This window comes from Actinophytocola sp. (assembly GCF_050699935.1).
Classification (GTDB): Bacteria; Actinomycetota; Actinomycetes; order Mycobacteriales; family Pseudonocardiaceae; genus Actinophytocola.
The window spans coordinates 40,627-53,833 of the sequence record NZ_JBOHGB010000020.1 but is presented as its reverse complement, the minus strand read 5'-3'; the positions used below and the strand labels follow the sequence as shown (position 1 = coordinate 53,833).

Sequence of the window (13,207 nt, the reverse complement as noted above, 5' to 3'; positions counted from 1 at the left end):
ATCCGGATCGGACTCTGTGGGGTGGGGAACTCCCGGAGTTCTCACGCGTGCTCCCCCGATGAATCACGCATGGTTTCGGGATGGTGGTGGATGGCAACCCCGCCGTCAAGACCTTGACAGGCGGTGTCCTCATCGAAACGGTTGCCACGTGAAGACCCCGGTGGAGCTCCGCGGCGTCGCCGAAACGCTGTTGTGGCCGCTGTACTGCCGGGCGGTGGAAACGCGCCGGCCGGACGCGTTACTCCGCGACCCGCTCGCGGTAGATGTGTGCGAACGCATTGACTATCCGTTCCGGGACAACTTCGGCCGGCCGCCGATCACGTTCGCGCTGCGGGCGTTGTGCTTCGACGAGCGGGTGCGCGACTTCCTGGCCCGCCACCCGGACGGCACGGTCGTGGCGCTCGGCGAGGGGCTCGACACCCAGTTCTGGCGGGTGGACAACGACCGCGTCCGCTGGCTCGCGGTCGACCTCGAGGAGGCGGTGGCGGTGCGCCGCCAGTTCCTGCCGGACACCGACCGGTGCCGCAGTCTCGCCTGCTCGGCGCTGGACCTGCGCTGGATGGACGAGGTCGACCCGGCCGGCGGGGTGCTGATCACCGCGCAGGGCCTGCTGATGTATCTCGACGAGACGGACGCCAAGGGCCTGATCTCCGCGTGCGCCAAGCGTTTCCCCGGCGGCGAGATGCTGTTCGACATGGTGCCGCACTGGGCCGTCGCGAACCCGTCGAAGAAGGCGCGGCTGCGGCAGCTGCTGATGCTCGGCAAGAGGCGGTCCTACCAGCTGCCGCCGTGGCGCTGGGCGGCGACCGCCGCCGAGCTCGCGGAGTTCGGCCGGGCCGACGAGAACATCGTCGGGGTGCGCGACCTGCTGTTCCCGCCCGGGCGCGGGTTCGTCTGGGACGTGCTGAACCCGCACCTGCACCGGCTGAAACGCTTGCGGGACAAGCTACCCAGCTACGTGCACGCCCGGTTCGCCGGTCAGTCGCCGGAGAGCTGAGCGAGTGGCGGCGCGGCGGTCGTCACCGGTCGCGCGCGCAGCACGCTGCACAGCACCCGCGGTCGGAACAGGACGCTCGGCGGCGAGACCATCTGCATCACCTCCAGGAACGCCCGGGTCGCCGGTCCACCGGCGACGGCCGCGTGCTCGACCCTGCCGATGAAGCGCCCGACCAGCCGGTCCGGCAGCCGCCGCGGCGGGCCGTCGGCCACCGGGTAGCGCATGTCCTGCCCGGTCGCGAACTGCCACGCCGGAGCCGCGGACCGGGCGAGCGCGCGATGGAAACGCGGCGCCAGCCCGGACAGGCCCTCGGCCAGGCACTCGGCCAGCACCCGCGCGCCGGTCGCGGTCACGGTCATGCCCTGCCCGTGGACCGGGTTGAACGAGCGGAACGCGTCCCCCGTGACGAGCAGACCGTCCACAGAGGACTTCTCGTGGTGGCGTGCCACGTTGTCACCGTGGCGGAAGCCGAGCACCGGGCCGTCCGGCTCGCAGTCCTTGATCGTGTTGTGCAGCAGTGTGGTCGCCAGGCTGCGGGCGAAGGCGAGGAAGCCGGCGCCGTCGGTGGGCGGGTGGTCGTCGCCCATGCCGTTGAGGCTCGCGATCCACCGGTCGCCCTCCATCGGCAGCAGCACGCCGCCGCGCGGGCTGCCCGGGTAGGCGAGGACGATCATCGACTTCCAGTCACCGAACGGCTCGGCGCGCCGGAACACGCGGGTGGCGTAGCCGGGGTGGACCGTCACCCGGCTCTCCCGCGGCTCGGGGAGCCCGGCCGCCGACAGCCACCGAGGCGCGCGTGAGGTCCGCCCGCTCGCGTCGACCACGAGGTCCGCCCGCAGCTCGCCGGTGTCTCCGGTCGACCGGTCCCGCACCCGCACGCCGCGCACGGCGCCGCCGCCGACCAGCAGCCCGACGACCTCGCGCCGCTCCAGCGTCTCGATCGACGGCAGCGTCAGCACGCGGCGGCCCATGGCCCAGTCGAGCAGTGGCCGGCTGAACGAGAGCGTGTGCAGGCCGCCCCGGCTGTGCCGGTCGTCGAGGTCACGGTCGAGCCAGCCGGCGCGGTTGCGCAGCATCAGGTCTCTCGGCAGCACCACGGGCACCGCGCCGGCCGCGACGAGATCCTCCGACAGGCCGGGCACCAGGGCGTCCATCGCGTGGCGGCCGCCCGCGAACAGGATGTGCGGGTGTTTCGCCTGCGGCGTGCCGGACCGCGGCTCGGGGGTGTCCGGCAGCGCGTCTCGCTCCACGACCGTGACCCGGTCGAAGTGGTCGGCGAGGACGCGTGCGGCGAGCACCCCGGCGAGGCTGGCGCCGATCACCACCGCATGATCGGGTGTCATTCCCTGCCAACCCCTTCCGTCGGACTGGCCACAGAGTGTGCTGATCTCCCGGGGTGAAGGCAAGGATCGTCCCGGTTCTCTGGCGCTGAGCGGTCGTCGGATCAATGGCATGGGTAGGGCCCTGTGACTCTGGATTGTGCGACCGGGATCGGGTATACATCGGATGTATGTGGGGCGAGGAAGGGGAACGCGTGGCGCGCATCGTCGGCATGGACGTGCTGGACATCCGGTTCCCCACGTCCCGGGACCTCGACGGCTCGGACGCGATGAACCCCGACCCCGACTACTCCGCCGCCTACGTCGTGCTGCGCACCGACGACGGGCCGGACGGCTACGGGTTCGCGTTCACCATCGGGCGCGGCAACGACGTGCAGGCCGCCGCGATCCGGGCGCTCGCCGGCATGGTCGTCGGACGGTCCACTCCGGACACGGCGGCCGGACTCGCGGCACTGTCCCGCGACCTCGTCGGCGACTCGCAGCTGCGGTGGCTCGGTCCGGAGAAGGGGGTGGCGCACATGGCGGTCGGCGCGGTGGTCAATGCCGCGTGGGACCTCGCCGCACGGCGCGCTGAACGTCCATTGTGGAGCTTCCTGGCCACGCTGGCGCCCGAGGAGATCGTCGGGCTCGTCGACTTCCGCTACCTGACCGACGCGCTCACCGAGGCCGAGGCGCTGGACATCCTGCGCGCCGCCGAGCCCGGCCGCGAGGAGCGCTCGGCGCACCTGCGGGCGGCCGGCTACCCGGCGTACAGCACGAGCCCGGGCTGGCTCGGCTACTCCGACGAGAAGCTCGTGCGGCTGGCCAAACAAGTGGTCGCGGACGGCTTCGACATGATCAAGCTCAAGGTCGGCGGCTCGCTCGCCGACGACGTCCGGCGGCTGCGGCGGGCGCGCGAGGCGGTCGGCGACGGGGTGCGGATCGCGGTGGACGCCAACCAGCGGTGGGACGTCGGGCCGGCCATCGAGTGGATGCGCGCGCTCGCGCCGTACGACCCGTACTGGATCGAGGAGCCGACCTCACCCGACGACGTGCTCGGCCACCGGACGATCGCCGAGGCGCTCGCGCCGATCCGCGTCGCGACCGGCGAGCACGTGCAGAACCGGGTGGTGTTCAAGCAGCTGCTGCAGACCGGTGCGCTGTCGGTGCTGCAGCTGGACGCCGCGCGGGTGGGCGGCGTGAACGAGAACGTGGCGATCCTGTTGCTGGCGGCCAAGTTCGGCGTGCCGGTGTGCCCGCACGCGGGTGGGGTGGGGCTGTGCGAGCTGGTGCGGCACCTGTCGATGTTCGACTACGTAGCCGTTTCCGGATCCGACGAGGACCGGGCCATCGAGTGGGTGGACCACCTGCACGAGCACTTCACCGATCCGGCCGTGGTGCGGGGCGGGCGCTACCTCGCGCCGGATCAGCCGGGGTTCTCGGCCCGCATCCGCGATGAGAGCCTGGAGTGGTACGCCTACCCCGACGGTCCGCAGTGGAGTTCGAGATGACCGACTTCGACGGCCTGCGCGCGGTGGTGACCGGCGGCGCGTCCGGCATCGGGCTGGCCACCGCCTCGCTCCTCGCCGCCCGCGGCGCGCGGGTGGCCGTGCTCGACCTGAACCCGGAGGTTCCCGCGCCGCTGCGCGGTTTCCGGTGCGACGTGTCCGACGATGGGTCGGTGACCTCGGCGGTGTCCGCGGCCGCGGCGGAGCTCGGCGGTGTCGACGTGCTGGTGAACAACGCGGGCATCGGCGCGCAGGGCGACGTGACCGCCAACTCCGACGACGAGTGGCACCGGGTGCTGGACGTGAACGTCGTGGGCATGGCCCGGATGACCCGTGCCGCGCTACCGCACCTGCGGGCGTCGGCAGCGGCGGCGGTGGTCAACACCTGCTCGATCGCCGCGGTGCAAGGGCTGCCGAACCGAGTGCTGTACTCGGCGAGCAAGGGCGCGGTGTACTCACTGACGCTCGCGATGGCGACCGACCACCTCGACGACGGCATCCGGATCAACTGCGTGTGCCCCGGCACCGCGGACACCCCGTGGGTCGGCCGCCTGCTCGACGCGGCCGACGACCCCGAGGCGGAGCGGGCCGCGCTCGCCGCCCGCCAGCCGATGGGTCGGCTGGTCACCGCGGACGAGGTCGCGCAGGCGATCGCCTACCTGGCGAGCCCGCTGTCCTCGTCGACCACCGGCACGGCCCTGTCCGTGGACGGCGGCATGTACGGCCTGCGCCCCCGCCCGAAAACCTGACATGCCACTCGCACCGCGGACCTGTCCACAGCCCGCACCAACCGGCCCGGAACCGTCAGACCCCGCCACTAGACTGGAAATCGGGGGCCCCCGGGAACGGGAGCGGGTTGTCCACATGCGACGCGGAGTGCGACGGAATCGTCTGTCCCCCGGCGTAGGCTGGAAACCGGGGGCCGGAGGCCATCAGGCCACGCCCGCCCCGGACTCGCCCGGGTCGGCGCTCCCCAGGGCCTTGCGCAACCACTGCTCCACGCCGGACACGTGCACCGTCGCCCACGAGCGGGCCACCTCGGGCTCGTGCGCCGCGATCGCCTCGTATATCGCCCGGTGCTGCTCGCGCGTCTTGGCGACCGCACCCTCCTGGGTCAGGCCGCGCCAGATGCGTGCCCGCGTGGTCGGGCCGGACAGGCTGTCGATCAGCGAGCACAGCACCGGGTTGCCCGACCCCTGCGCGATCCGCCGGTGGAACTCCAGGTCGTTGGACACCAGCGCCTCGACGGTCGGCGCCTCGTCCAGCCCCTCCAGGAGCATGGCCAGCTCGGCGATGTCCGACTCGGTCATCAGCCGCGCGGCCATCGCGGTCGCCGCCGGCTCCAGGATTCGGCGTACCGCGAAGAAGTCCAGCACGGTGTCGTCGCGGTGGAAGTCGACCACGAACGTCATGGCGTCCAGCAACAGTTTCGGCTCCAGGCTGGTGACGTACGTGCCGTCGCCCTGTCGCACGTCGAGCACCCGGATCAGGCACAACGCCTTGACCGCCTCGCGCAGCGAGCTGCGCGACAGGCCCAGCCGGGACGCGAGGTCGGCCTCCTTCGGCAGCCGGTCGCCGGGCGCCAGCTCGCCGGAGATGATCATGCCTTTGATCTTGTCGATCGCTTCGTCGGTGACCGGCATGGCACAACCCTTCATGCAGACCTCGGATGTTTACTCGTCAGAGTGCCATGAATGGAGGCCCGATGCGTGCCGCTCCGCTCAAACCGGGCACGGTGGGCGTGCCGTGAGGCTCGGTCTCGGCTGCGCCCAGCTCGGCAACCTCTACCGCGCGATGTCCGACGAGACCGCGCGGGCCGTCGTGGACACCGCGTGGGAGCGCGGCATCCGCTACTTCGACACCGCCCCGCACTACGGCCTCGGCCTGTCCGAGCGCCGCCTCGGCGCCGGCCTCGCGGCCCGACCCAGGGACGACTACGTCCTCTCCACCAAGGTCGGCCGGCTGCTCGTCGACAACTCCGGCGGCACGGGAGAGCGGGACACCGAGGGCTTCGACGTGCCGCGCACCCACGTGCGCCGCCGCGACTACAGCCGCGACGGCGTGCTCCGTTCGCTCGAGTCGAGCCTCGATCGGCTCGGTGTGGACCGGGTCGACATCGCGTTCGTGCACGATCCCGAGGACCACGTGCCCGACGCGCTCGACGGCGCGCTGCCCGCGCTCGCCGAGCTGCGCGACCAGGGCGTGCTCACCGGGATCGGGCTCGGCATGAACCTCGCCTCGGTGCTCGCCGGGTTCGTCCGCCGGGCCGACGTGGACGTCGTGATGATCGCCGGCCGGTACACGCTGCTGGAGCAGCCCGCGCTCGACGACCTGCTGCCGCTGTGCGAGCAGCGCGGCGTCGCGGTGATGGCGGCCGGCGTGTTCAACTCCGGCATCCTCGCCTCGCCGACCCCGGGCCGCACCTACGACTACGCGGCCGCGCCCGCCGAGCTGGTGGCCCGTGCGACCCGGATCGCCGAGGTCTGCCTGCGGCACGGCGTCGAGCTGCCCCGGGCGGCGATCGCGCTGCCCGCCGCACACCCCGCGGTCGCGAGCGTCGTGCTCGGCGCCAGCACACCCGAGCAGGTCGCCGCGAACGCCGACCGCGCGGCCGCCCCCGTGCCGCCCGCCCTGTGGGCCGACCTGATCGCCGAGGGGCTGCTGCGCGCGGACACCCCCGTTCCCCGGGAGGCATCGTGATCGACGCACACCACCACCTGTGGGACCCGGCGCGCCGGGACTACCCGTGGCTGGCCGGCCTCGACCCGATCCGCCGGCCGTACACAGTGGACGACCTGCGCCGGGTGTCCGCGGCGGACGCCACCGTGCTCGTCCAGACCGTGTCGTCGGCGCGCGAGACCCAGGAACTCGTCGACACGGCCGCGGCGAGCGGCGGGCTGATCGCCGGCGTGGTCGGCTGGGCGGACCTCGCCGCGCCCGACATCGCCGACCGGCTGGCCGCACCGCGCCACCGCGAGCTGCTCGTCGGCCTGCGCCACCAGGTCGAGAACGAACCGGACGCCGGCTGGCTGCTCCGCCCGGACGTGCTGCGCGGCCTGTCCGCGGTGACCGGCGCGGGTCTCGCGTACGACCTGCTGGTCAACCCGGCCCAGTACGCCTCGGCCGCCGAGCTCGCGGACCGGCTCCCCGACGCCCGCCTCGTCCTCGACCACGCCGGCAAGCCCCCGATCGCCACCGGCGAGCTCGACGACTGGGCCGGCGCGATCACCGAGATCGCCCGGCGCCCCAACGTGTTCTGCAAGCTGTCCGGGTTCGTGACCGAGGCGGACCGGACGTGGTGGCGGGTCCGCGACCTCGCCCCGTACGCCGACCACGTGCTCGCCGTGTTCGGTCCGGAGCGGGTGATGTTCGGCTCCGACTGGCCGGTCTGCGAACTGGCCGCGACGTACGGCGAGGTGGTCGACGCCGCGCGCACACTCACCCGCCGCGCTGTCGGAACCCGAGCGGCACGAGATCTTCGTGGGCACCGCGCGCCGGGCGTACCGCCTGCCGCTCGGCTAGCGCCTACGAGACCGGGCGCTCGGCAATCGGATCACCGGTCCGCCGGCTAGGCGCCCCAGCCGGCCGCGGCGCCGCCGACCCGTTCCTCGCGGATCTTCTCGAAGTAGCCGGACCGGTGGTAGGCGGCGATCGGGTCCCGATCGATGCCCAGCTCCTCCCGCACGGAGGCGAGCAGCGGGCGCACGTCGGTGGCGAAGGCATCCGTCAGCACCGCGTTCGCGGCGAGCACGTCACCCGCGGCCTGGTAGCCGCGCAGGGCTTCGGCGTCCACCAGCAGCGCCTTGGCGGTCGCCTCCTGGACGTTCATCACCGACCGGATCAGCGCGGGGATCTTCGGCTCGATGTTGTGGCACTGGTCGAGCATGAAGGCCACCCCCGCCGCCGCGGACAGGCCGCCGCCCAGCACGATCTCCACCATGATCCGGAACAGCTGGTACGGATCTGCCGCGCCCACCATCAGGTCGTCGTCGGCGTAGAACCGCGAGTTGAAGTGGAACCCGCCCAGCCGCGAGCGGCCGAGCAGGAACGCCACGATGAACTCGATGTTCGTGCCCGGTGCGTGGTGCCCGGTGTCCACCAGCACCCGCGCGGCCGGGCCGAGGTCCACGCAGTGCGCGTACGACGTGCCCCAGTCCGGCACGTCCATCGTGTAGAAGGCCGGCTCGAACAGCTTGTACTCCAGCAGCATGCGCTGCGTGGGACCCAGCCGGGCGTACACGGTCCGCAGCGCCTCGGACAACCGCTCCTGACGCGCCGCGATCGAGTCCTGGCCCGGGTAGTTCGTCCCGTCGGCGAACCACAGCGACAGGTCCGCCGACCCCGTGACGTCCATGATGTCGACGCACTCCAGCAGGTGGTCGAGCGCCTTGCGGCGCACCCCGGCGTCCGGGTGGCAGACGCTCCCGAGCCGGTAGTCGTCCTCCTGGAACACGTTGGGGTTGATCGCCCCGATGCCCACGCCCCGGTCGCGCGCGTACCGGGCGAGGTCGGCGTAGTCGGCGACCGCGTCCCACGGGATGTGCAGCGCCACCGTCGGCGCCACCCCGGTGAACCGGTGCACCTGGGCCGCGTCGTCGATCTTCTCGTAGGCGTCGCGCGGCACGCCTTCCTGCGCGAACACCTTGAACCGGGTGCCGGAGTCGCCGTACGCCCACGACGGCGTCTCGATGTGCTGCGCCCGCAGCGCCGCCCGTACGGCTACGTGGTCGATCATTGTTGCTCCCGAGGATGAAGCCTAGAAGTCGTAGTCGTCGATGTTGTCGGCGTTGAACACGGTCGGCGGCCCGAGGATGACCTCGCCGTCCTTGCCGATCGTGTACTCGCCGAGCTTGCCGGCCGTGAACTTCTCGCCCTCCGCGCCGCTGATCTGGCCGGACGCCAGCGCCGCGGCCGCGTACCCGGCGAGGTAACCGAGCTCGGCCGGGTCCCACAGCGCGAACTCGGTGACCGTGCCGTCCTCGACGAACTCGCGCATCTGGTTCGGCGTGCCCAGCCCGGTCAGCTTGACCTTTCCCTTGTACGGGGAGGAGGACAGGTACCGCGCGGCCGCCGCGATGCCGACCGTGGTCGGCGAGATGATGCCCTTCAGGTCCGGTGTGGACCGCAGCAGCGCCTGCGCCTCCTGGAACGACTTCTGGTCGTCGTCGTCCCCGTACACCGTGGGCAGCAGCTGGATCTTCGAGTACTCCGGCTTCGTCAGCTCGTCACGCATGAACTCGATCCAGGTGTTCTGGTTCGTCGCGTTCGGCGTCGCCGACAGGATCGCGATCTTGCCCTCGCCGCCGATCTGCTCGGCGATCAGCTTGACCTGCGAGCGGCCGATCTCCTCCGAGCTCGCCTGGTTGACGAACAGGTCGCGGGCGTCCGGCGCGGCGTCCGAGTCGACGGTGACCACCGCGATCTCCTTGCTCATCGCGTCCTTGAGCGCCGGCGCGACCGCGTTCGGGTCGTTGGCCGCGATCACGATGGCGTCCTGCCGCTGCTGGATCAGCGTGTTGATGTAGGACACCTGCGACGACGCCTGCGCGTCGGACGGGCCGACCGCCTTGCCCTCGCCCTTGACCTCGGCCACGGCGTCGGTGCCGCCCTTGTCCATGATCGTCATGTACGGGTTGTCGATCTCCTTGGGCAGGAAGGCGATCTTCAGGCCCTCCTTGATCTCCGCCCCGGGGTCGGCGCTGCGCTCGCTGCCGGCGTCGTCCTCACCCCGCGCGGCCTCGGACCCCTTGGTGGTCGCGCCGCAGCCGGCGACCAGCGTCAGCGCCAGCGCGGCGCTCAGTGTCCACAGAAGACGGTTCGAGCGGAACATCCTTGGTCCTCCTCGGTTTGAACACGACGGGTACGAGTACGGAGAGAATGAGCAGCAGCCCGGTGATCACGTTCTGGATCTCGTTGCTGACGTCGTCGAGGAACAGCACGTTGCGCAGGCCGGCCATCGCGAGCAGGGCCGCCGCCACCCCGAGGACCGTGCCGCGGCCACCGAAGATCGACACGCCGCCGAGCAGCACCGCGGCCACCGCGACGAGCTCCATCCCGCTGGCGTTGTCCGCGCGGGCGCTGTTGTAGCGCAGGGTGTAGATCAGCGAGGCCAGCGCGGCGAGCGCGCCGGAGAGCAGGTACAGCGCCATCGTCACCCGGTCGACCCGGATCCCGGAGAACCGCGCGGTCCGCTCGCCGAGCCCGATCGCGTACAACGACCGGCCGACCGGGGTCACGTGCACCAGCACCGCGACCGCGACGCCCACCACCAGCACGACGATCGTGGCGTACGGCAGGAACCCGATCGCGTCCGTCGCGAGTGGACGGTAGTTCTCCGGGAACCCGGTGACCGCGCGGTCGCCGAGGATCACGTACGCGAGACCCCGGTACAGGCCGAGCGTGCCGATGGTGACCGCGAGCGAGGGCAGCCCGAAGCGGACGATCAGCACGGCGTTGACCGAGCCCAGCACGACGCCGGCGAGGAGCACGAGCGGCACGATGCTCTCGAACGGCATGCCGGAGTCCCACAGCGCGCCGGTCAGCGCCGAGCAGAAGCCGAGCACCGAGGCCACCGATAGGTCGATCCGGCCGGTCAGGATGATCGGCACGAGCGCGAACGCGAGCAGCGCGACCTCGCTGTAGTCCAGCAGCAGGAAGCTGATGTTGCCCTGCTCGGCGAACCCGTCGGTGCTCATGGCGCCGAACGCCAGCACCGCGACGCACAGGGCGAGCAGCACGCGCTCCCAGCGCAGCAACCCACCCGGCATGGCGCGCGGCATCATTCGACGCCTCCGCTGGGCAGAGCACGTCGGCGCGCGCGTTCCGCCCGCAGGCGGGCGGCCAGCCGGACCATGACCGCGCGGTCCAGCGAGATCGCCACCAGCAGCGCCGCGCCGTCCACCGCGCGCTGCCAGAACGCCGGCACGCCGAGGATCGGCAGCGCGCCCGTGACCGTGGTGAGCAACAGCGCGCCCAGCGCCGCACCGACGACCGTGCCGCTGCCGCCGAAGATCGCGACCCCGCCGACCACGACCGCGGCCACCACGGACAGCTCCTCGCCGGTGCCGACCGAGGCGTTGATCGTGCCGAAGTACGCCGCGTGCAGCACGCCGCCGAGCCCGACGAGCGCGCCGGAGATCACGAAGGCACCGAACACCCGCCGCCCGGTCGGGATGCCGGCGAGCCGCGCGGCATCCGGGTTGGACCCGATCGCGTACAGCTCGCGGCCGGCCCGGTAGTTGTGCAGCCCGTAGGCGGCGACCGCGAGCACGACGAGCGCGATCAACGTGAGGTTCGGGATGCCGAGGACCGAGCCGCTGCCGAGGGAGAGGAACTCCGGCGACATCTGGTAGGCGTTGACCTGCTGCACGCCGCTGGCCGACGCCCACGCGTAGTCCACGCCGCGGAACACGTACAGCGTGCCGAGCGTGACGACCAGCGCGGGCACCTTGGCGACCGCCACGAGCGCGCCGTTGAGCGCCCCGCACGCCGCGCCCATCGCGATCCCGGCCAGCACCACCAGGATCACCGGCGTGTTCGGGTCGTTGAGGAACATCTGTCCACTGAGGAACGCGGTCAGGCCGAGCACCGAGCCCACCGACAGGTCGATGTTGCGGGTGATCACGAGCAGCGCCTGGCCGATCGCCAGCAGCGCGATGATGGAGGCGTTGAGGAACAGATCGTGCAGCCCCTGGCCGGACAGGAAACCCGGCCGCGCGACCGTGGCCGCCCCGACCACGACGACGAGCGCGATCACGATGCCCAGCTCCCGCCCCGTGAAGGCGGCCTTGCGTGCCTCCCGGCCGGCCGTGGTCGTCATGTGGCATCACGGCCGGTCGCCGCGTGCATGACCGTCTCCTCGGTGGCCTCGGCGCGGTCGAGCTCGGCCGTGAGCCGGCCCTCGTGCATGACGAGCACCCGGTCGGCCATGCCCAGCACCTCCGACAGCTCCGAGGAGATCATCAGCACCGCGATGCCCCGCGCGGCCAGGTCCGCGAGCAGCGCGTGCACCTCGACCTTCGCGCCCACGTCGATGCCACGGGTCGGCTCGTCGACGATCAGCACGGCCGGCTCGGTCGCGAGCCACTTGCCCAGCACCACCTTCTGCTGGTTGCCGCCGGACAGCGTCGCGACCGGGTCCGTGAGCCGACGCAGCCGGACCCCGAGCCGGCGGGTCCACTCGCCGGCGACCGAGCGCTCCCGCCCCGGGTTCATCAGGCCCCACCGGGACACCGCGGACAGGCGGGGGAGCGTGGCGTTGCGCTCGATCGACAGGTCCAGGATCAGCCCCTGCTCGCGGCGGTCCTCCGGGACCATCGCGAGCCCGGCGGCGATCGCCGCGCGCGGGTCGCCGGCCCGCAGCGGGCGGCCGTCGACCGTGACCGCGCCCGCGTCCCGCCCGTCGACGCCGAAGATCGCCCGGGCCACCTCGGAGCGGCCGGAGCCGACGAGCCCCGCGAGGCCGACGATCTCCCCGCGCCGCACGGTGAACGACACGTCGTGGAACACCCCGGTCCGCGTCAGCCCGTCCACCACCAGCCCCTCGTCGCCCGGCTCGGCCGTGCGGTCGGGGAAGAGCACCTCCACCGCGCGGCCGACCATGCTGCGCACCAGCCCGTCCCGGTCGAGGTCGGCCATCGGCGCGGTGGTGACGAGCTCGCCGTCGCGCAGCACGGTCACCCGCTCGCACAGTTCCTCGAGCTCCTCGAGCCGGTGGGAGATGAACAGCAGCGCGGCACCGCCCTCGGCGAGCCGCCGCGCGACCCGGAACAGCCGCTGGACCTCCACAGTGGACAGTGCGGCGGTCGGCTCGTCCATCACGATGATCCGCGCGTCGGCGGCCAGCGACTTGGCGATCTCGATGATCTGCTGGTCCGCGATGGACAGTCCGCGGGTCACCCGGTCCGGGTCGATCGGCACGCCGAGCGAGTCGAACAGCTCGGCGGTCCGGCGGCGCATCGCGGCACGGTCGATGCGCCGTCCGGACCGCAGCGGCTGCCGGCCCATGAACACGTTCTCGGCGACCGTGAGGTCCGGGAACTGGGTCGGCTCCTGGTGGATCACGGCGATCCCGTGCCGCTGCGCGTCACGCGGCCCGGCGAACCGGTGCGGCTCGCCGTCCAGCAGCAGCTCACCCGCGTCCGGCTGGTGCTCGCCGCCGATGACGCGGACGACCGTGGACTTGCCGGCCCCGTTCTCGCCGGCCAGCGCGTGCACCTCGCCGGCGTGCAGCTCGAGCGAGACCCCGCGCAGTGCCCACACCGCGTCGAACGACTTGTGCACGTCGCGGAGCTCGAGCAGCGCTGTCACCGGCTCACCCGCCTCCGTCAGTCGATGTGAAACGTTTCACGGGTGTCCTAGGCAAGCTAACCGAGCGTCCCGCG

At 72.2% G+C, this 13,207-nt stretch carries 12 protein-coding genes; 5 read left to right on the top strand and 7 right to left on the bottom strand.

The window, feature by feature from the left end; genetic code table 11:
- Positions 1-148: 148 nt before the first annotated feature.
- Positions 149-997, top strand: coding sequence for a class I SAM-dependent methyltransferase (locus ACRDTB_RS10175; RefSeq protein WP_431429794.1), 849 nt, complete (start codon positions 149-151; stop codon positions 995-997).
- Here the strand turns inward: ACRDTB_RS10175 and ACRDTB_RS10170 are convergent.
- The gene (locus ACRDTB_RS10170) at positions 979-2,340 is read right to left on the bottom strand and encodes an NAD(P)/FAD-dependent oxidoreductase (RefSeq protein ID WP_431429793.1); all 1,362 of its coding nucleotides are present in this window, start codon (positions 2,338-2,340) and stop codon (positions 979-981) included. The genes ACRDTB_RS10175 and ACRDTB_RS10170 overlap by 19 nt on opposite strands.
- 191 nt (positions 2,341-2,531) lie before the next feature.
- Between ACRDTB_RS10170 and ACRDTB_RS10165 the strand changes: the two genes are divergently transcribed.
- Positions 2,532-3,827 carry an enolase C-terminal domain-like protein gene (locus ACRDTB_RS10165; RefSeq protein WP_431429792.1) on the top strand — a complete coding sequence of 432 codons (1,296 nt, stop codon included), beginning with the start codon at positions 2,532-2,534 and terminating at the stop codon, positions 3,825-3,827.
- On the top strand, positions 3,824-4,573 hold the full coding sequence (locus ACRDTB_RS10160; protein ID WP_431429790.1) for an SDR family NAD(P)-dependent oxidoreductase: 750 nt from the start codon (positions 3,824-3,826) through the stop codon (positions 4,571-4,573). The genes ACRDTB_RS10165 and ACRDTB_RS10160 overlap by 4 nt, the downstream gene beginning before the upstream one ends.
- Before the next feature lie 183 nt (positions 4,574-4,756).
- Here ACRDTB_RS10160 and ACRDTB_RS10155 read toward each other — a convergent pair whose 3' ends face one another.
- Positions 4,757-5,467 (bottom strand): FadR/GntR family transcriptional regulator, encoded by a 711-nt coding sequence (locus tag ACRDTB_RS10155; protein WP_431429789.1) that lies wholly within the window; start codon positions 5,465-5,467, stop codon positions 4,757-4,759.
- 103 nt (positions 5,468-5,570) lie between these two features.
- Here ACRDTB_RS10155 and ACRDTB_RS10150 point away from each other — a divergent pair, with 103 nt between their 5' ends.
- Together ACRDTB_RS10150 and ACRDTB_RS10145 are read left to right on the top strand one after the other, a co-directional pair.
- Positions 5,571-6,524: an aldo/keto reductase gene (locus tag ACRDTB_RS10150; protein WP_431429788.1), complete on the top strand. Its 954-nt coding sequence runs from the start codon at positions 5,571-5,573 to the stop codon at positions 6,522-6,524.
- A complete protein-coding gene (locus ACRDTB_RS10145; protein WP_431429787.1) occupies positions 6,521-7,396 on the top strand; it encodes an amidohydrolase family protein in 876 nt (291 codons plus the stop codon). Before ACRDTB_RS10150 ends, ACRDTB_RS10145 begins: the two co-directional genes overlap by 4 nt.
- Here the strand turns inward: ACRDTB_RS10145 and rhaI are convergent.
- Genes rhaI through ACRDTB_RS10120 form a run of 5 tightly spaced genes read right to left on the bottom strand, consistent with a single transcriptional unit; the run spans position 7,393 to position 13,154 of the window.
- Positions 7,393-8,559 carry an L-rhamnose isomerase gene (rhaI, locus tag ACRDTB_RS10140; protein ID WP_431429786.1) on the bottom strand — a complete coding sequence of 389 codons (1,167 nt, stop codon included), beginning with the start codon at positions 8,557-8,559 and terminating at the stop codon, positions 7,393-7,395. The genes ACRDTB_RS10145 and rhaI overlap by 4 nt on opposite strands.
- Positions 8,560-8,580: 21 nt before the next feature.
- Positions 8,581-9,654, bottom strand: coding sequence for a rhamnose ABC transporter substrate-binding protein (rhaS, locus tag ACRDTB_RS10135; protein WP_431429784.1), 1,074 nt, complete (start codon positions 9,652-9,654; stop codon positions 8,581-8,583).
- Positions 9,548-10,603 (bottom strand): ABC transporter permease, encoded by a 1,056-nt coding sequence (locus ACRDTB_RS10130; RefSeq protein WP_431429805.1) that lies wholly within the window; start codon positions 10,601-10,603, stop codon positions 9,548-9,550. Before ACRDTB_RS10130 ends, rhaS begins: the two co-directional genes overlap by 107 nt.
- A complete protein-coding gene (locus tag ACRDTB_RS10125) occupies positions 10,603-11,643 on the bottom strand; it encodes an ABC transporter permease (protein ID WP_431429783.1) in 1,041 nt (346 codons plus the stop codon). The genes ACRDTB_RS10130 and ACRDTB_RS10125 overlap by 1 nt, the downstream gene beginning before the upstream one ends.
- The gene (locus ACRDTB_RS10120) at positions 11,640-13,154 is read right to left on the bottom strand and encodes a sugar ABC transporter ATP-binding protein (RefSeq protein WP_431429804.1); all 1,515 of its coding nucleotides are present in this window, start codon (positions 13,152-13,154) and stop codon (positions 11,640-11,642) included. The genes ACRDTB_RS10125 and ACRDTB_RS10120 overlap by 4 nt, the downstream gene beginning before the upstream one ends.
- Between the last annotated feature and the right edge of the window lie 53 nt (positions 13,155-13,207).

Excerpts from the sequence above, each read along its gene's own strand:
- ACRDTB_RS10170 (WP_431429793.1), bottom strand. The coding sequence starts at position 2,340 with ATGACACCCGATCATGCGGTGGTGATCGGCGCCAGCCTCGCCGGGGTG.
- ACRDTB_RS10160 (WP_431429790.1), top strand. The coding sequence starts at position 3,824 with ATGACCGACTTCGACGGCCTGCGCGCGGTGGTGACCGGCGGCGCGTCC.
- ACRDTB_RS10155 (WP_431429789.1), bottom strand. The coding sequence starts at position 5,467 with ATGCCGGTCACCGACGAAGCGATCGACAAGATCAAAGGCATGATCATC.
- rhaI (WP_431429786.1), bottom strand. The coding sequence starts at position 8,559 with ATGATCGACCACGTAGCCGTACGGGCGGCGCTGCGGGCGCAGCACATC.
- rhaS (WP_431429784.1), bottom strand. The coding sequence starts at position 9,654 with ATGTTCCGCTCGAACCGTCTTCTGTGGACACTGAGCGCCGCGCTGGCG.
- ACRDTB_RS10130 (WP_431429805.1), bottom strand. The coding sequence starts at position 10,603 with ATGCCGCGCGCCATGCCGGGTGGGTTGCTGCGCTGGGAGCGCGTGCTG.
- ACRDTB_RS10125 (WP_431429783.1), bottom strand. The coding sequence starts at position 11,643 with ATGACGACCACGGCCGGCCGGGAGGCACGCAAGGCCGCCTTCACGGGG.